This window comes from Campylobacter sp. BCW_6463 (genome assembly GCF_001762785.1).
Classification (GTDB): Bacteria; Campylobacterota; Campylobacteria; order Campylobacterales; family Campylobacteraceae; genus Campylobacter_D; species Campylobacter_D jejuni.
This window is the reverse complement of the sequence record NZ_MJXL01000007.1, coordinates 21,245-38,698: the sequence shown is the minus strand read 5'-3', so window position 1 is coordinate 38,698 and position 17,454 is coordinate 21,245. Positions and strand designations below refer to the sequence as shown.

Here is a 17,454-nt window from a genome sequence, read left to right as displayed (position 1 = left end):
TTGCAAGAGGAAAGAAATTCTTTAAAATATTTTAAATTTATTTCATGGAGCATTTTTACTTTAGTTCTGATTTTTATTTTAATTCGTTATGATGGGCTTGCCAATCTTTTAGCAGGAGTGGCAATACTTCTTATTGGAATGACTAATTTAGGTATAGGTTTTAAAGCTTTTAGTGGTGGTTTGCTTGAAAAAATTTTAGCAAAGTCAACTGATACAAAGATAAAAAGTATACTTTTTGGTACTTTAAGTACTTTAATTATGCAATCTTCAACTTTAGTTTCTATTATTACGATTTCTTTTTTGAGTGCAGGGCTTATTTCTTTAGGTGCGGGCATAGGGATTATTTTTGGAGCAAATTTAGGAAATACGGCAAGTTCTTGGCTGATTGTTGGTTTGACAAATATTAAAATTTCAATGTTAGCTATCCCACTTTTGATTATTGGAGTATTATTTTTCTTTCAAAAAGATAGTGTTTTAAAGGGTTTGGGTAATATTTTTATTGGTATAGGATTTTTCTTTTTGGGTGTGGATTATATTAAAAGTGGTTTTGAAAATTTTAAACATATAATTGATCTTTCTCGCTTTGATTTTGCTGGTTTTAAAGGAGTTTTTGTTTTTTTAGGATTGGGTGCTTTGCTTACAGGAGTTATACAATCAAGCACAGCTACAATGGCTATTATTGTTGCTGCTTTACTTGCTGGACAAATCAGTTTGGAAAATTCCTTAGCAGCAACTTTAGGTACTAGTGTTGGAGGGGTTGTAACGGCTGCTTTAGCTTCTTTAAGTACCAATATTGAAGGAAAGAAATTAGCGTTTGCAAATTGTATTTTTAATTTTGGTATAGCTTTTTTAATAGTGCTTATTTTTCCTTATTTTATACATTTTCTTAATTTTTTATCCATTGTATTAAACATAGAAGATATAGCTTTGAAAGTAGCATTATTTCACACTTTGTTCAATTTAATTGGTGTTGTGCTTTTTTCATTCTTTACTCCTCAAATTGTTCTTTTTTTAAATAAGTTGGTAAAAGCTCCTAAAGATAAGAATAAAGACAAACCTTTATATCTTGATAGTAGTTTGGTTAAGTTTAGCGACACAGCCATCGAAGCTTTAAGGAAAGAAAGCGAGCATCTTTATAACAATACCTATGCAATTGTTGCTCATGCTATAGGTTTTAGTCGTAAAGATATACAAAGTGATAAAAGTTTTAAAGAAATTTTAGAAAATAAAAGGTGGTTTAGTAAAAATGTGGATTTGGACTATTTGTATCAAACTAGGATAAAGGTTCTTTTTGAAGCTATTATTGATTTTTCAACTAAAGCACAAGTTTATATTAACGATGAAGCAAAGAATCATAAAATTTTTACCTTTAAGATGGCAGCTAAAAATTTAGCCGAAACAACTAAAAATTTAAAAATTATCCAAGCAAATATTAAGAAATATTCTAGTTCTTCTAATGAATTTTTGGCTTTAGAGTATAATAAAATTAGATCGAATTTAGGAGAGCTTTTAAGAAGTATCGAAGAGCTTAGAGTGGTTGAAGATCGTGAAAAGCTTTATTTGATTATTAAAAATCTTCAAAAAGGAAAAGAAATTTTAAAAGAAATCGATACTTTAACCTTGAGCAATGTTGAACATCTTATTTCGGTAAGAAAAATCACAACAGCTGAAGGAATTTCAATACTTAATGATACAACTTTTGCTGCTAAGATTGCTGAAGAACTTATAGGTGCTGTTGAGGTGATATTTTCTAAAGATATATCAAACTAGTTGTTTGTGCTAGTTTGGTTATTGTCTTGTATAGGCGTTAGAAATTCTTCATTGATTAAAATATCAACAACATCTTTAAACATAGGCAAAGCGCTTTGTGCAGCATAATAACTATAAGGTTTAGTAGGATGTCTTACGAGAACTCCTATGGTATAGGCGTGATTTAAATCATTTGCAAAACCAAAAAAGGATGCATTGTAGCGATTTGAGGTGTAACCTTGTCTTTCGGCTATTCTTGCCGTTCCTGTTTTACCTCCTGCAATAATACCTTGTGTAATTGCTTTTTTTCCTGTTCCTTTTTCTATAACATTTATAAGAACATTTTGCATCGTTTTAGCAGCTTCGCTAGAAAGAATTTTTTCTTTTTTTACATCATTATCAAGATTTGTAAAGCGTCCATTTTGATAGAATTTTTCAGCTAAACGCGGTGTGATATAAAACCCATCATTGTTGAAAACATTATAAGCCGCAAGGAGTTGTATAAAGGTTGTTTTAAGTCCATAACCATAACTTAAAACAGATTTTTCTATATCTCTTAAGCGCTTAGGATTTGGAATTTCTCCTTTTTGTTCATAGGGTAGGTCAATACCACTTTTTTCGCCAAATTTAAATATTTTAAGTCCTGATACGATTTCTATATTGTTAAGTCTTTTAGCAATTTGTATCATGCCTATATTTGAAGAATATCTTATAACTTCCTCCATAGTCATTTTGTCCATTTTGTGATCGTCTTTGATGGTGAAACGTCCTAGCTTATAAGAACCGCCATAAGTATTAATTACTTCATCCATTTTTATTTTACCAAGTCTTAAGGCTGTTGTAAAGATAAAAGGTTTGATAACAGAACCTGCTTCATAGCCGTATTCTATAGCGCTTGCATTAAGAACTGATAGATCTTTTCCACGATTTTGCGGGTCATAGCGCCTTGAGCTTGCTAAAGCTAAAATTCTTCCTGTTTTGCTTTCCATTACCCCAACGATGATTTCATTGGCTTTTAAATCCTCATTTCTTTGATCTATGGCTTTTTCTATGCTTTTTTGTAGTTTTAAAGAAAGATTTAAATATAAATCACAACCATTGATCTTTTTTTGTTGTAGTGAATTTAGATTTAAAATAATATTTCCACCTATATCTTTAAGTCCTTGAATTTTTTCATTTTGAACAGGACTTAGACATTCATCGTAGTATTTTTCTAAACCTTTAACTCCTATATTTTTTAAAATTCCACTTTCTGGATCTAATATCATTTTAGTATAACCGATAATAGGAGTAAAAGAATCTTTTGACATGTAAATTCTATCTTCTTCATGTTCGATGATATTTAATCCTCTTGTTTCAACTCTTCCAGAATTATTTGTAAAAGCTTTGAAAAAGCCTTGTATATAAAGTTTTTTAGCAAGGTCTTTAAGGTAGCTTGCTTGCTTGGAATCTAAGTTTTGTAAAAGAACAAAATTATAAGAGCGTTTTTTTTGATTTTGCATTCTTTTTTTAATATCTGCTATTTGATCGTTACTTATCCCACTATAAATTTGAAAAAGCTTTAAAAATAGATCAAATTTATCTTTGTTGATACTTCTAAGATCAATTTCAGCGCGATAAATTTGTTTAGAACTTGTGATAGTAAAATTATCTTTAGTTATAATCGATCCTCTTAGAGCAAGAGCATATTGATCTTTTTCAGTGTTAGGTATATGACGTTTTGATGTAAGAAAAAAAGTAGAGCTGATAAAAATAATCATAAACAAAAGTGCCATGCAGTAGGCAAAGGCAACTTTTGAAACCCTATTTTTTTTATATTCTTGCATTAGGGTTTAAATTTGAGTTCTTGTGATTTCTTTATAAGCACTGATCGCTTTATTTCTTACTTCTAGCATAAATTTCATACTGCTTTCAGCTTTAGTGATAGCTATAGCTGCTTGATGTAAATCTTTTACTTGTCCTGTGGCAATGTCTGTCATTGCAGCTTCTCCACTTTCTTGTGCTTTATTTAAATCATCGATTTCATTTTTAAGCATCTTGGCAAATTCATCACCAATTCCTGTGGAATTTTGACTTTTGTTGGTATTTGAAATATTATTATTTAATCTTAAATCATTAATATTGTTCATTTTTTATTATCCTCTTAATAAATCAATCGCACTTTGAGCTATAGTTTTTGCACTTGTAAAAGCACTTACATTGGCTTGATAAGCTCTTGTAGCTTCAATCAAATCTGCCATTTCAATAACAGGATTTACATTTGGATACGCTACATAACCTTCAGCATTTGCATCAGGATGGCTCGGATCATACTTCATGCGAAAATCTTTGTCATCTCTGACCACTTTATCCACTACAACACTTTGAATAGCAGGTTTAGCTTCTTCTGGCGAACTTGGATCATTTAAAGGATTTTCATATTTTAAAAAATTATTATCTTTGTTAATTTGCTCATTTAAAAGCTTATCAAAATCTGTTGCTTTAAAGATCACTTCGCGTCTTCTATAAGGCCCACCCTCAGCTGTTCTTGTAGTGTTTGCATTAGCTATATTAGAGCTAATAACATTCATTCTAAAACGTTGAGCACTTAAACCATAACCACTAATATCAAAATCACTTAAGTATGCCATAATTTACCTTTAACTTAATTTAGAGCTTGCGTCAAGTATAGAACTAAAGATATTGCTTTGTCTTCTTAAAACTCCATCAAGAGCTGTTATCATAACTGTATTTTTGCTCATTTCTGTGGTTTCTACATCTAGATCAACAGTATTTGCATCATTTCTTGCTAAATGTCCGTCTCTTAAGTAAATAGTAGATTTACTAGGATCTGGAAATTTCCAAGGTTTTTGATGTCCTTCTTCAGTTACGGCTAATTGCAATTCTTTATTATCATTTTTTTTAAAAATTTCATTTGCACGATTTACCAAAGCTGTTTCAAATTCAATATCTCTTGCTTTATAAAAAGGAGTATCAACATTTGCAAGATTGGCATTGATGAGTTGATTTCTTAGATTTCTACCCGCTAAAGCACCAGTGACTAGTTCTTTTGACTTAAATGGGTTAATCATTTTTTATCCTTTTTATAATTTTTAATATTAGCAAGCAAATACTGTTCCAATTTAATTATTTTGTATAAAAATATCAAAATTATTTTCCTTTTTGTAAATTTATAGCTTTATTGTGATCATCTATATTTGTGTTAAAAATATGAACTCCAGTATTTTTATCACGCACAAAATATAAATAATCTGTTTTTAAAGGAAAAATAGCTGCACGAATAGCAGCTAAAGAAACATTACAAACCGCTTCTTTAGGCAATCCCGTAAATTTATAGGTATTATAAGAGCTATTATCTTGTCTTATTCTTTGTGGGGTAACTTTTACATGGGAGTAAATTCCATAATTTAAAGTTCCATCCATTTGAAGCTTCATACCTTTTTTAAGTCGATTGTAAATTACGCTTGCAACTATAGGCATTTCATTTTCATTGGCAGCTTCTTTTTGTATTACAGAAGCGATGATGATATATTGGTGCCATTTTTTTGGATTATAATCCCCAAAAATTTTCTCAGAAGTTTTTTTATTGGAAATTTCAGCATGATTTAAAAGCATTTGAATGAGTAGATTTTCTGTAATGCCTTTTGGGATTTTATAAGTTTCTGGTAAAAAAACTCCTTCATCATAAGGAGCTTGAGCTTGAAATTCTTTTAAAAGTATATCTTTATCAAGTCCAAGTTGTTTGGCTGCTTGTTCTAAAAAGATTACACTTGTTTCCCCTGGGATAAGAGTAATGGTTTGAAGTGCTGCTTTAGCAATAGTGAGTTTATGTAGAAATTCAGCTCTATTTAAATCTTTTGTACCTATGTTGATCCAGCCTGATTGAGGGTGTCCTAAAAAAAATAAAATATATTTATCAATACTACTCATCTGATATTTATTTTGCTTTAAATATGTTATAATTTGAGAAATTGAACCTTGGGGAATAAATACCACAGAATTGCTTTTTAAAGGCTGAGTTAGATAATAAAAAATCCCCAAAATAAATATCAAAAAGAAGTTGCGTATGAAAAAGAAAATTTTATATATTGTTGTATTTTTTGTTGTGCTTATATTAGCTTTGTTTATAGTGCTTAAAAATGGGATTGTCATCTCTAGTATCCAATTTGATTTTTTAAAATTAGAACAATTATATATTAAATTAGATAAAAAATTAATTGTACGAGCAAAAAATATCACTATAAATGAGACTCAAAATTCCGAAATTTCATCACAAACTCACTCTTCTGATAATGCTTCAACAGAGATTTTAAAAATAACAAAAAATTTAAAATATCTATATACTTTTGTTGAAGAGATTGATATACAAAATTTAAATATAAAAGATAATCATGTGCGTATTTTATTTAAAGATAATGAATTTTTTATAGATAATGATTTATTGTTTTTAAAATTAACATTACAGCGTCAAAATAAAGAACTTATAGCTGGTATTAAAAAACTTTTATTAAAAGATTATGATTTAAATATTGATGGAAATTTAAGTATCAATACTAAGAGCGAGTTTTATTATTTTCAAGGTAGAGCAACTGGAGAATTGCTTGACTTTAACGCAAGTATCTCTTACAAAGATAAAAATTTAGCTTATAAAATAGAAGATTTAAATATTAGAAATATTACGGAAATTTTTAAAAGAGTTAATAAAAGAATAGAACTTCCACAGAGTTTAAATCTTTGGATGGCATATAGGGCTAAGGGAGAATTTTATCATTTAGATTATTTGCAGGGCTTTATAGATTTTACTAAAAATAATTATTATTTAGACAATATTAGCGCATCAGGTTATGTTAATAATGTCAAAGTTCGTTTGGATGATAAAATGAATGCTATTGAAATTCCAAAACTCGATTTAAATTTAAACAAACAAAAGCTTGATTTTGTCTTTAATAAAGCTTTCTATAATGGTGCTGATTTAAGTTCTAGTAAGGTTTATCTATATGATTTATTTGATGAAAAAAAAGCTGGGATTTATTTGCGTATTAAGTCTAATAATCTAAAATTTGACGAAAAACTTGCTAAAGCTTTGGAAGATTATCATTTTTCATTACCTTTTTATCAAAAAAGCGGAAAAATTAAAAGTGATTTAGAGCTTAAAATTGATTTTCATGATAAGGGTGAAATTTTTTATAGTGGTATTTTAGCTTTAGAGAATGCTAGTATTTCTTTGGCTGATTTTAATATTGCAAAAGCATTTGTCAAATTAAATCAAAATAATTTAAATATAGAAAATGCTAGTGTTGAAAATGGCTTTTTAAAAGCTGATTTTAATGCTAAATTTGACTTGCAAAAACAGCAAGGAAATTTCAATACTCAGATTTCAAGGCTTTATTTTGACAATGGGGAGCTTTTAGATTTAAAAAATCAAAATGTAGAAGTAAAATTAGATTATTCGCAAAATGTTAACATTAGCATTCCTCAGTGGAATTTGATTTTAAATTTTAAAGATGGACTTGAGGCTAATCTTAGTAATCCTAAGATTTTATTTTCATTTTCTCCATTGCTTAAAAAGTTTGGGTTTATCGATGCTAAAAATGTTTATTATAAAACTTTAAATTTCGAAGATTTTAATGCAAGCGTTAATGATGCTTATTTTAAAAATAATTTACTTATCAACGGTCAAACTCCTTATGAAAATGATAGCTTTGATATTGTAAAAAATAAAGGCATTATAGAAATTCATACTCAAAGTGATACAGCAAGTGCTAAAATAAGTTCTGATAATAAAGAAATTCATTTGAAAAATTTAAGTTATATTTATAGAAAAGATTCCAACTCTTCAAATTCAACATTTGATATTTCTACTAATACCCAAAATATTAGTTTTGGTGGAGCAAATGTAGCTTTAATTTTGCCAGATTCTAATAAAACTTTGGCTTTTGATAGGGTAGAGGCTGATTTAAAAGGCAATGCTTTGGATCTTAAAGGTTCTAGAGGAAATGCAAAATTTGATCTTTATTATTCTTCTAATGATTTAAATTTAAACGTTAGCAATATTGATGATAATTATTTAAATGAGTTTTTACAAAAACAAGCTGTTCAAGATGGAGTGTTTAACTTAAGTATAAAAGGAAGTGGATTGGAGTATTTTGACGGACAGATCGATTTTAAAAACACTTATGTGAAGGATTTAAAAGGTGTAAATCAGCTTATTTCCTTTATTGATACTGTACCAAGTTTATTGATGTTTAAATCTCCAACTTTTAATCAAAAAGGTTTAAGCTTGCATGATGGAAAGATTATTTTTAATAGGAAAAAAGATCTTTTAAGTGTTTCAGCTATTAATTTAAATGGCGATAGTGTAGATATATATGGTTTAGGATCAGCAAATTTAAGATTAAATACAGTGGATTTTAGTTTAGAGCTTAAAACTTTAAAATCAGCTTCAGAAGCTATATCCAAGGTTCCAATTTTAAATTATGTAATTTTAGGTAAAAATCAAGAAATTAGCACAAACTTAAAAATAGATGGAAGTATAGATGATCCTAAATTTCATACCGAAATTTTAACAGATACTCTAAAAACCCCTTTTAATCTTATTAAAAATATCATACAACTTCCTGCTAATTTACTTAATTAAAAATATTTAAAGTTTGTTTGAAAACTAAAACAAACTTTAAACTTACTCTTGCATTTTTTTTTATTTGTAATATACTTAAAAATGAAAATAAAAATAAGTATTTTAAAGGACTAAAAATGCAAATTACTTATACCTTAACAGATGAGTCTCCAGCTCTTGCGACTTATTCGTTTTTGCCTATAGTGAAAGCTTTTTTAAGTAGGGCACATATAGGAGTAAAAACCTCGGATATTTCTTTATCTGGAAGGATTTTAGCTACTTTTAGTGAGTATTTAAAAGAGGAACAAAGATGTGAAGATGCTTTAGAGCTTTTAGGCGAGCTTGTCAAAAGATCGGATGCAAATCTTATTAAAACCCCAAATATTTCAGCTTCTATTCCTCAGCTTAAGGCGGCGATTAAAGAATTGCAAGATAAGGGTTACATGTTACCAAATTACCCAGATGAGCCAAAAAATGATGAAGAATTGCAAATTAAAACAAAATATCAAAAAGTTTTAGGTTCAGCGGTTAATCCTGTATTAAGACAAGGAAATTCAGATCGTCGTTCAACAAAAGCGGTAAAAGACTATGCAAAAAACAATCCTTATCGTGTGGTTGAGTTTAATCCAAACTCAAAAACTCGTGTTTCTTACATGAAAGAAGGGGATTTTTTCTCTAATGAAAAAGCGGTTTTAATCGATCAAGATTGTGTGGCTAATATAGAATTTACAAGCGTTGATGGTAAAAATGAAATTTTAAAAGAGGGCTTAAAACTTGAAAAAAATGAAATTTTAGACGCTACTTTTATGGATGTGCAAAAACTTCAGGAATTTTATGCAAAAGAAATTAAAGCAAGCAAAGATGATGATGTGCTTTTTTCTTTGCATTTAAAAGCTACAATGATGAAAGTAAGTGATCCTATACTTTTTGGCTATGCGGTAAAAGTATTTTTTAAAGAATTATTTATCGAATTTCAAGATGAATTTGAAAAATTAGGTATTAATCCAAATAATGGTTTAAGTGAGCTTTTAAGTAAGATCGAAAATTCAAGCAAAAAAGATGAAATTTTACAAAAATACAATGAAATTTTAGCTAAATCTGCAGATATTTCTATGGTAAATTCAGATAAAGGTATTACAAATCTTCATGTTCCAAGCGATGTTATTGTTGATGCTTCTATGCCTGCAATGCTTAAAAATGGCGCAAGATTGTGGGATAAGGAAGGTAAGGAAAAGGACACAAATGCCGTAATTCCTGATCAAACTTACGCAACTATTTATGAGGCGGTTATTGAAGATTTGCATAAAAATGGTACTTTAAATCCTTCAAAACTTGGCAGTGTATCTAATGTAGGTTTAATGGCTAAAAAGGCTCAAGAATATGGCTCGCACGATAAAACCTTTGTGGCTAAAGAAGAAGGAGCTTTTAAAATAGTTTCTAACGGTAAAGTTTTATTAGAACATAAGGTTAGAAAAGGTGATATTTATAGAGTTAATCAGGCTAAATTTGATGCGGTGCTAAATTGGATTGATTTAGGTATAGAAAGATCAGAACTTAGTGGAGTCGAAGCTATTTTTTGGTTAGATAGCAAAAGAGCTAGTAATAAAATCATGATAACTTTGGTACAAAATCGTTTAAAAGAAAAGGGTAGAAATATAGCCATTTTAGCTCCAAAAGAAGCTTGTTTAAGAAGTTTAGAGTTAATCCGAGAAGGTAAAGATGTTATTTCTATCACGGGTAATGTTTTAAGGGATTATTTAACCGATCTTTTTCCTATTTTAGAGCTTGGAACAAGTGCAAAAATGCTTTCTGTTGTGCCTATGTTAAAGGGTGGAGCTATGTTTGAAACAGGAGCAGGGGGTTCAGCACCTAAACAAGTAGAACAATTAGTCGAAGAAAATCATCTGCGTTGGGATAGTTTGGGTGAATTTTTGGCTTTGCAAGCAAGTTTGGAATTTTATGCAAATAAGTGTAGTCATCATAAAGCTAAGGTTTTAGCAGAATGTCTTGATGAGGCTATAGGCGAATGGCTTGAAAATAATAAAGCTCCATCAAGAAAAGTTAAAGAAGATGACAATAGAACAAGTCATTTTTACTTAGCAATGTATTTTGCAAATCATTTAGCAAGACAAGCAAGTGATATGGAGCTTCAAAGCTTTTTTAAAGATATTGCCCTAGAGCTTTCTTCTAATGAAGAAAAAATCAGAGCCGAATTTAATGATGCACAAGGTGTGAAAGTGGATTTGGGTGGATATTATAAATTTGATGATGAAAAAGCAAATAAAATCATGCGTCCAAGTGCAACTTTTAACGCTATTTTAGAAAAAATAGGACAAAGATGAAAATTACTGTTATAGGGGCTGGTAATGTGGGCTCAAGCGTAGCTTATGCTTTGATTTTAAGAGAAATAGCAAATGAAATTGTTTTAGTAGATATCAATGAGGATTTACTTTATGCAAAAGAACTAGAACTTACTCAAAGCATAGCTGCTTTAAATTTAAATATAGATTTACTTTGCACTAAAGATTATACTCATACCAAAAATTCAGATATAGTGCTTTTTAGTGCAGGTTTTGCTAGAAAAGATGGGCAAAGTAGAGAAGAATTGCTTCAGTTGAATACAAGCATTATGCTTGATTGCGCTAAAAAAATTAAAGATTTTACAGAAGATCCGCTTTTTATTATTTTAACTAATCCTGTGGATTTTCTACTTAATACTCTTTATGAAAGCGGAATTTTTTCATCAAAGAAAATTATAGCCATGGCGGGAGTTTTAGACAATGCAAGATTTAAGTATGAGCTTGCCAAAAAACTTAATGTCAAAATGTCAAGCGTGGATACAAGACTTATTGGTTTTCATAATGATGATATGGTTTTGGTAAAATCTTACGCAAGTGTTAAAAATAAAAATATAAGCGAATTTTTAAATGAAGAAGAATTTGATGATTTGGAAAATGAAGTTAAAACAGGTGGAGCTAAAGTAATTAAACATCTTAAAACTTCAGCTTATTTAGCCCCTGCTAGTGCTTGCATAAGAATGCTTGAGTCCATAAGAAGTGGCGAGTTTTTACCTATGAGTGTGATTTTACATGGAGAATTTGGAGTGCAAAACAAAGCCTTGGGAGTTATGGCAAGATTAGGACTTGAAGGTGTGATTGAAATCATGAGATTAGATCTTAGTTTGCAAGAAAAAGACAAATTAGAAAAATCTTTAATCAAATATCAATATAAAGGAGAATAAATGAACATACATGAGTATCAAGCAAAAGCAATTTTTGCAGACAATGGCATCCCTACCTTAAAGGGAAAAGTTGCATTTAGCGTAGATGAAGCTGTGGCTAATGCTAAAGAATTAGGCGGTAGTGTTTGGGCAGTTAAAGCTCAAATTCACGCAGGAGGCCGTGGTCTTGGTGGTGGTGTTAAAATCGCTAAGAATTTAGATGAGGTAAAAGATTACGCAAGTAAAATTTTAGGAATGAATTTAGTAACTCATCAAACAGGACCTGAAGGTAAGCTTGTACAAAAACTTTATATAGAAAGTGGTGCTAATATAGTAAAAGAGTATTATTTGGCTATTTTATTTAATAGAATGGCAGAGCAAATTACCATTATCGCTTCAAGTGAAGGAGGGATGGATATAGAAAAAGTAGCCAAAGAAAGCCCTGAAAAAATTGCAAAAGTAGGTATTGATCCACAAATTGGATTTAAAATGTTTCATGGACTTGAAGTAGCGAGAGTTTTAGGACTTGATAAAGATGAAGGCAAAAAACTCATTTCTATGATAGCTAAACTTTATAAGCTTTACATGGATAAAGATATGAATATGCTTGAAATCAATCCTTTAATTAAAACTGCAGAAGGAGATTTTTATGCTCTTGATGCAAAATGCAGTTTTGATGATAGTGCACTTTATCGTCATCCTGAAATTGCTGAACTTAGAGATATTACCGAAGAAAATCCTGCTGAAAGAGAAGCGGCTGAATTTGGCTTAAGCTATGTGAAATTAGATGGAGATGTAGCTTGTATGGTAAATGGCGCGGGTCTAGCAATGGCAACTATGGATATTATTAATTATAGTGGTGCAAAACCTGCAAATTTCTTAGATGTAGGTGGGGGAGCTTCTCCTGAAACTGTTGCAAAGGCTTTTGAAATTATTTTAAGAGATAAAAATGTAAAAGTTATATTTATTAATATCTTTGGTGGCATTGTTCGTTGTGATAGGATAGCAAATGGAATTTTAGAAGCTACTAAGAATGTTGAGGTAAATATTCCAATTGTAGTGCGTCTTGATGGCACTAACGCAGCAGAAGCAAAGACAATTTTAGATAATTCAAATCTTAAAAATATCAAAGCAGCAACCAATCTTAAAAACGGTGCAGAGCTTGTAAAAAGTTTAGTAGGATAAGGATAGAAAATGAGTATATTGGTTAATAAAAATACAAAAGTAATAGTTCAAGGTTTTACGGGTAAAGAAGCAACTTTTCACGCTGAGCAATGCATGGCTTATGGTACAAATATAGTTGGAGGTGTCACCCCTCATAAAGGCGGACAAACTCATTTAGGTAAACCAGTTTTTGATACCGTTGCAGATGCGGTTAAAGCAACAAAGGCTGACGTGAGCTTGATCTTTGTACCTGCTTTTGCTGTGGGTGATAGCGTGATTGAAGCAGCCGATGCGGGTATTAAGCTTGCAGTTGTAATCACAGAGCATACACCTGTAAAGGATATGATGTTTGCTAAGCAATATGCTAATAAAAAGGGTATGAAAATCATTGGACCAAATTGTCCAGGTATTATCACTTCTGAAGAATGCAAATTAGGAATTATGCCAGGTTTTATTTTTAAAAAAGGTTGCGTGGGGCTTATTTCAAAAAGTGGAACTTTAACTTATGAAGCTGCTAATCAGGTAGTTCAAGGTGGTTATGGAATTTCTACTGCAGTAGGAATTGGCGGTGATCCTATCATAGGTCTTGCTTATAAAGAACTTTTAAGTGAATTCCAAAAAGATGATGAAACTAAAGCTATTGTAATGATAGGTGAAATTGGTGGTAGTTTGGAAGTGGAAGCGGCTAAATTTATTAAAGAAAATATTAGCAAACCTGTGGTAGCATTCATTGCAGGTGCAACTGCTCCAAAAGGTAAAAGAATGGGGCATGCAGGTGCCATAGTAGGAAGTGCTGATGAAAGTGCTGTGGCTAAAAAAGAAGCTTTGAAAAGTTACGGAATTCATGTGGTGGATTCTCCGGCTTTAATTGGTGAAGAAATTCAAAAAATATTAGGTTGATAAAGGAAAAACATGAGTATGACAGCTCCAAAAGATACCCCTGTTTGGGTAGATGAGCATAGATGCAAAGCATGCAATATTTGTGTTAGCTATTGCCCCGCTGGGGTTTTAGCTATGCGCGATGATGTGCATGCGGTTTTAGGACAAATGATAGAGGTGGTACACCCTGAATCCTGTATAGGCTGTACTGAGTGTGAGACACATTGCCCTGATTTTGCTATTATGGTGGCAAAAAGAGATGAATTTAAATTTGCCAAACTTACTGCTGAGGCTAAAGATAGAGCTGTAGCCGTAAAAAATAACAAATACAAAAAATTAGCATAGGAAAAATAATGAGAGAAGTTATAGCAACAGGTAATGTTTTAATCGCCAAAGCTGCGATTGATTGTGGATGTAAATTTTTTGGAGGTTATCCTATTACTCCTAGTAGTGAGATAGCTCATGAATTAAGCCATATGCTTCCTGCAAATGATGGAACTTTTATACAAATGGAAGATGAAATTTCAGGTATTAGCGTGGCTATTGGTGCGGCAATGAGTGGAGTAAAATCCATGACTGCAAGTAGCGGTCCAGGAATTTCTTTAAAAGCGGAGCAAATAGGACTTGCATTTATTGCTGAAATTCCACTTGTGATTGTAAATGTTATGAGAGGTGGTCCTTCGACAGGTCTTCCAACTCGTGTAGCACAAGGAGATTTGTTTCAAGCTAAAGCACCAACTCATGGGGATTTTGCAAGCATTGCTATTGCTCCTGCAAGTCTTGAAGAAGCTTATATAGAAACCATTAGAGCGTTTAATTTAGCTGAAAAATATATGACTCCAGTATTTTTACTTATGGATGAAACTGTAGGGCACATGAATGGTAAAGCGGTTTTACCTGATTTAAAAGATATTAAAGTGTATAACCGTAAAAAATTTGAAGGAGACAAAAAGGATTATAAACCTTATGCAGCAGGAGAAAATGAGCCTGCAACTTTAAATCCTTTCTTTACAGGTTATCGTTATCATGTTACAGGACTTCATCATGGAGATATAGGTTTTCCAACTGAAGATGGAGTTATAGTGAAAAAAAATATGGAAAGACTCATAGGTAAAATAAAAAACAATCAAGAAGATATTTGTGCTTATGAAGAGTATATGCTTAATGATGCTGAATTTTTAATCATTGCTTATGGAAGCGTAAGTCGTTCAGCAAAAGAAGCTATACAAAGATTAAGAGAGCAAGGGATTAAAGTGGGACTTTTCCGTCCAATTACTCTTTATCCAGTGGCTGAGAAAAAAATCGCTGAAGTTGTAAGCAAATTTAAAAAAGTAATGGTAAGCGAGCTTAATATGGGACAATATCTTGAAGAGATTGAAAGAGTAACTTCGCGTCGCGATTTTATTAGCTTGCACCGTGCAAATGGTCGTCCTATCACTCCAAGTGAAATTATTGCTAAGGTAAAGGAGAATATATAAATGGCTTTTAATTATGATGAATATCTAAGAGTAGATAAAATGCCTACTCAGTGGTGCTGGGGATGTGGTGATGGCGTTGTTTTAAAATGTATTATCCGTGCAATAGAAAAACTTGGTTGGAATATGGATGATGTTTGTCTTGTTTCGGGTATAGGTTGTAGTGGTAGAATGAGTTCTTATGTAAATTGCAATACAGTTCATACAACTCATGGTAGGGCAATAGCCTATGCAACAGGTATTAAATTAGCCAATCCTAGTAAACATGTTATTGTAGTAAGTGGAGATGGGGATACTTTGGCAATTGGTGGAAATCATACCATACATGGTTGTCGTAGAAATATTGATTTAACCCACATTGTGATCAATAATTTTATCTATGGACTTACGAATTCACAAACAAGCCCAACCACTCCAAAAGGTTTTTATACAGTAACAGCTCAATTTGGAAATATTGACCCTAATTTTGATGCGTGTGAATTAACTAAAGCTGCAGGAGCTTCTTTTGTGGCAAGGGGTAATGTGATTGAAGCTAATAAGCTTGAAAATTTAATTTATAAGGCTCTAGCGCATAAGGGTTATAGTTTTGTAGATGTTTTTTCAAATTGTCATATCAATCTAGGTAGAAAAAATAAAATGGGCGAAGCTGTAGCTATGCTTGATTGGATTAAAAATCGCGTTGTGGATAAAGCTAAATTTGAAAGCATGGATTTTGAAGAAAGAAAAGATAAATTTCCAACAGGAATTTTACATGAAGATAATTCTCAGCCAGAATACTGCCACGCTTATGAAGAAGTACGTCGTGCAGCCAAAGAAAAAAGAATGGTGGATTTAGGAGCTTTAAAATGAAATATCAATTAAGATTTGGTGGTGAAGGCGGACAAGGTGTTATCACCGCAGGAGAAATTTTAGCAGAAGCAGCCATTAAAGAAGGTCGCCAAGCTTTTAAGGCTTCAACTTATACTTCACAAGTGCGTGGTGGCCCTACTAAGGTGGATATTATCATTGATGATAAAGAAATTTTATTTCCTTATGCTGTAGAAGGGGAGATAGACTTTATGCTTTCGACTGCAGATAAGGGCTATAAAGGTTTTCGTGGCGGTGTAAAAGAAGGAGGCATCATAGTTGTAGAGCCAAATTTGGTACATCCTGAAAGTGAAGATTATAAAAAATGGCAAATTTTTGAAATTCCTATTATTACCATAGCTAAAGATGAGGTAGGAAATGTGGCTACTCAATCAGTTGTAGCACTTGCAATTGCTGCTTATATGAGCAAATGTATAGATTTAGATGTTTTAAAGGAAACTATGCTTCATATGGTTCCTGCAAAAACTCGTGACGCAAATGCTAAAGCTTTTGATTTGGGTGTAAAATACGCCACTCAAGCAAAACCACATTCATAATAAATTCCGCACCATGCGGAATTTAACTTCTAAAATTTTACATATTGCAAATAAAATTTAAATTTTAATTATTTTAATTTAGCTACTTTTAACGATTAAAATTTTATAATCAAAAACTTATATTTTCAAGGAAAATTAATGGATTTTTTTGATGAATTGTTTAATAAAACTCCAAAAGAAAAATTTATAGAAATTATACAAAATGGAAATTTAGGAGCCTTAGAAAAAGTTTTTGAGGAATTTTTTGCTGATCATATTGCCATGGTAGAACTTTTAGAAAAACAAGGTTTAACAGAAATGGATGTAAAAAATTTCATATTAGAAAATGGTGATTTTATAGAAGAAAGGCAAAATGATATTTATATAGAATTAGGCGCAAAAATTTTAGGACACGAAGGCTAAAATTGTTTAAAATAAGCCCTTGTTTAATTTGTATTTTTTTTATTTTTAGCAATGTTTTAGCATCTGAACCAACTTTTGATTATACTTATAAATTTATACTTAAAAAAGATGAGAGAGCTAGTGTGCAGATTAAAGAAATAGGCTATGAAGATAAGGTGCAAAATTTTGATTTTTATTGGACTTTGTTTGATAATACTAATATCATCGTACATTCGAAATTTCGCAAATATCCGCGTCAATTTGTGATGAGTTTAAGAAGAAATTTAGATTGGGTAACTCAAACTTTAATACCTGATTATACCAATCCACATATTGATAGAGCAAGACTGATTTTAGAATTTAGTGCTTATAATAAAGGTTTGGCAACTTTTACAGTTTATATAGAAGATAAGGAATCTCGTTTAATGGTAGAATTTTTAGATCCGAGAAAAAAAGCTTTACAAAATCCACCGCAAAACAATCAGGTTGTTCCTATGATTAATTTTAACGAACCTCAGGTAAAACCATTAACAAACAAAGAAAATAATAATAGCAATTAACAAGGAA

The 17,454-nt window shown here is 31.1% G+C and carries 17 protein-coding genes; 12 read left to right on the top strand and 5 right to left on the bottom strand.

The genetic code is table 11. From position 1 onward, the window contains the following. Nucleotides 1-1,770: a Na/Pi cotransporter family protein gene (locus AJ884_RS00255; RefSeq protein WP_070233416.1), complete on the top strand. Its 1,770-nt coding sequence runs from the start codon at nt 1-3 to the stop codon at nt 1,768-1,770. Here the strand turns inward: AJ884_RS00255 and AJ884_RS00250 are convergent. The 5 genes from AJ884_RS00250 to mltG all read right to left on the bottom strand — a co-directional run bounded on the left by AJ884_RS00250 (nt 1,767) and on the right by mltG (nt 5,901). Continuing rightward, on the bottom strand, nt 1,767-3,575 hold the full coding sequence (locus AJ884_RS00250; protein ID WP_044794220.1) for a peptidoglycan D,D-transpeptidase FtsI family protein: 1,809 nt from the start codon (nt 3,573-3,575) through the stop codon (nt 1,767-1,769). The two genes, AJ884_RS00255 and AJ884_RS00250, sit on opposite strands and share 4 nt — an antisense overlap. 6 nt (nt 3,576-3,581) lie before the next feature. Continuing rightward, nucleotides 3,582-3,878, bottom strand: a complete 297-nt coding sequence (gene fliE / locus AJ884_RS00245; RefSeq protein WP_002856884.1) for a flagellar hook-basal body complex protein FliE — start codon at nt 3,876-3,878, stop codon at nt 3,582-3,584. Nucleotides 3,879-3,884: 6 nt separating this feature from the next. Next, the gene (gene flgC / locus AJ884_RS00240) at nt 3,885-4,379 is read right to left on the bottom strand and encodes a flagellar basal body rod protein FlgC (RefSeq protein ID WP_002855235.1); all 495 of its coding nucleotides are present in this window, start codon (nt 4,377-4,379) and stop codon (nt 3,885-3,887) included. Nucleotides 4,380-4,388: 9 nt separating this feature from the next. Then, entirely contained in the window at nt 4,389-4,820 is a 432-nt protein-coding gene (gene flgB / locus AJ884_RS00235) for a flagellar basal body rod protein FlgB (RefSeq protein WP_002854879.1), read from the bottom strand. A 79-nt stretch (nt 4,821-4,899) separates the two neighbouring features. Then, complete coding sequence (mltG, locus tag AJ884_RS00230) at nt 4,900-5,901, bottom strand: endolytic transglycosylase MltG (protein WP_044778761.1); 1,002 nt, start codon at nt 5,899-5,901, stop codon at nt 4,900-4,902. Between mltG and AJ884_RS00225 the strand changes: the two genes are divergently transcribed. The 11 genes from AJ884_RS00225 (at nt 5,816) to AJ884_RS00175 (ending at nt 17,447) form a co-directional block, all read left to right on the top strand. Continuing rightward, on the top strand, nt 5,816-8,386 hold the full coding sequence (locus AJ884_RS00225) for a DUF3971 domain-containing protein (RefSeq protein ID WP_070276572.1): 2,571 nt from the start codon (nt 5,816-5,818) through the stop codon (nt 8,384-8,386). The genes mltG and AJ884_RS00225 overlap by 86 nt on opposite strands. A gap of 116 nt (nt 8,387-8,502) precedes the next feature. Then, a complete protein-coding gene (locus AJ884_RS00220; protein WP_070286334.1) occupies nt 8,503-10,707 on the top strand; it encodes an NADP-dependent isocitrate dehydrogenase in 2,205 nt (734 codons plus the stop codon). Beyond that, on the top strand, nt 10,704-11,606 hold the full coding sequence (locus tag AJ884_RS00215) for a malate dehydrogenase (RefSeq protein WP_052782883.1): 903 nt from the start codon (nt 10,704-10,706) through the stop codon (nt 11,604-11,606). Before AJ884_RS00220 ends, AJ884_RS00215 begins: the two co-directional genes overlap by 4 nt. Next, nucleotides 11,607-12,770, top strand: a complete 1,164-nt coding sequence (sucC, locus tag AJ884_RS00210) for an ADP-forming succinate--CoA ligase subunit beta (RefSeq protein ID WP_002855069.1) — start codon at nt 11,607-11,609, stop codon at nt 12,768-12,770. 9 nt (nt 12,771-12,779) lie between these two features. Beyond that, entirely contained in the window at nt 12,780-13,649 is an 870-nt protein-coding gene (gene sucD / locus AJ884_RS00205) for a succinate--CoA ligase subunit alpha (RefSeq protein ID WP_002861259.1), read from the top strand. Between the two features lie 12 nt (nt 13,650-13,661). Then, nucleotides 13,662-13,973, top strand: a complete 312-nt coding sequence (locus tag AJ884_RS00200; RefSeq protein WP_002854819.1) for a 4Fe-4S binding protein — start codon at nt 13,662-13,664, stop codon at nt 13,971-13,973. Nucleotides 13,974-13,981: 8 nt separating this feature from the next. Further along, nucleotides 13,982-15,106, top strand: coding sequence for a 2-oxoglutarate synthase subunit alpha (locus AJ884_RS00195; protein ID WP_070233418.1), 1,125 nt, complete (start codon nt 13,982-13,984; stop codon nt 15,104-15,106). Continuing rightward, complete coding sequence (locus AJ884_RS00190; protein ID WP_002854895.1) at nt 15,107-15,952, top strand: 2-oxoglutarate ferredoxin oxidoreductase subunit beta; 846 nt, start codon at nt 15,107-15,109, stop codon at nt 15,950-15,952. After that, a complete protein-coding gene (locus AJ884_RS00185; RefSeq protein WP_002870949.1) occupies nt 15,949-16,506 on the top strand; it encodes a 2-oxoacid:acceptor oxidoreductase family protein in 558 nt (185 codons plus the stop codon). The genes AJ884_RS00190 and AJ884_RS00185 overlap by 4 nt, the downstream gene beginning before the upstream one ends. A 138-nt stretch (nt 16,507-16,644) precedes the next feature. Further along, complete coding sequence (locus tag AJ884_RS00180) at nt 16,645-16,908, top strand: DUF2018 family protein (protein WP_070233419.1); 264 nt, start codon at nt 16,645-16,647, stop codon at nt 16,906-16,908. A 2-nt stretch (nt 16,909-16,910) separates the two neighbouring features. After that, nucleotides 16,911-17,447 carry a hypothetical protein gene (locus tag AJ884_RS00175; protein WP_002870948.1) on the top strand — a complete coding sequence of 179 codons (537 nt, stop codon included), beginning with the start codon at nt 16,911-16,913 and terminating at the stop codon, nt 17,445-17,447. Nucleotides 17,448-17,454 lie beyond the last annotated feature (7 nt).

What these genes read in the sequence shown, in the direction of transcription:
- AJ884_RS00250 (WP_044794220.1), bottom strand. Translation starts at nt 3,575, where the DNA reads ATGCAAGAATATAAAAAAAATAGGGTTTCAAAAGTTGCCTTTGCCTAC.
- fliE (WP_002856884.1), bottom strand. Translation starts at nt 3,878, where the DNA reads ATGAACAATATTAATGATTTAAGATTAAATAATAATATTTCAAATACC.
- flgC (WP_002855235.1), bottom strand. Translation starts at nt 4,379, where the DNA reads ATGGCATACTTAAGTGATTTTGATATTAGTGGTTATGGTTTAAGTGCT.
- flgB (WP_002854879.1), bottom strand. Translation starts at nt 4,820, where the DNA reads ATGATTAACCCATTTAAGTCAAAAGAACTAGTCACTGGTGCTTTAGCG.
- AJ884_RS00225 (WP_070276572.1), top strand. Translation starts at nt 5,816, where the DNA reads ATGAAAAAGAAAATTTTATATATTGTTGTATTTTTTGTTGTGCTTATA.
- mltG (WP_044778761.1), bottom strand. Translation starts at nt 5,901, where the DNA reads ATGACAATCCCATTTTTAAGCACTATAAACAAAGCTAATATAAGCACA.
- AJ884_RS00220 (WP_070286334.1), top strand. Translation starts at nt 8,503, where the DNA reads ATGCAAATTACTTATACCTTAACAGATGAGTCTCCAGCTCTTGCGACT.
- AJ884_RS00215 (WP_052782883.1), top strand. Translation starts at nt 10,704, where the DNA reads ATGAAAATTACTGTTATAGGGGCTGGTAATGTGGGCTCAAGCGTAGCT.
- sucC (WP_002855069.1), top strand. Translation starts at nt 11,607, where the DNA reads ATGAACATACATGAGTATCAAGCAAAAGCAATTTTTGCAGACAATGGC.
- sucD (WP_002861259.1), top strand. Translation starts at nt 12,780, where the DNA reads ATGAGTATATTGGTTAATAAAAATACAAAAGTAATAGTTCAAGGTTTT.
- AJ884_RS00200 (WP_002854819.1), top strand. Translation starts at nt 13,662, where the DNA reads ATGAGTATGACAGCTCCAAAAGATACCCCTGTTTGGGTAGATGAGCAT.
- AJ884_RS00195 (WP_070233418.1), top strand. Translation starts at nt 13,982, where the DNA reads ATGAGAGAAGTTATAGCAACAGGTAATGTTTTAATCGCCAAAGCTGCG.
- AJ884_RS00190 (WP_002854895.1), top strand. Translation starts at nt 15,107, where the DNA reads ATGGCTTTTAATTATGATGAATATCTAAGAGTAGATAAAATGCCTACT.
- AJ884_RS00185 (WP_002870949.1), top strand. Translation starts at nt 15,949, where the DNA reads ATGAAATATCAATTAAGATTTGGTGGTGAAGGCGGACAAGGTGTTATC.
- AJ884_RS00180 (WP_070233419.1), top strand. Translation starts at nt 16,645, where the DNA reads ATGGATTTTTTTGATGAATTGTTTAATAAAACTCCAAAAGAAAAATTT.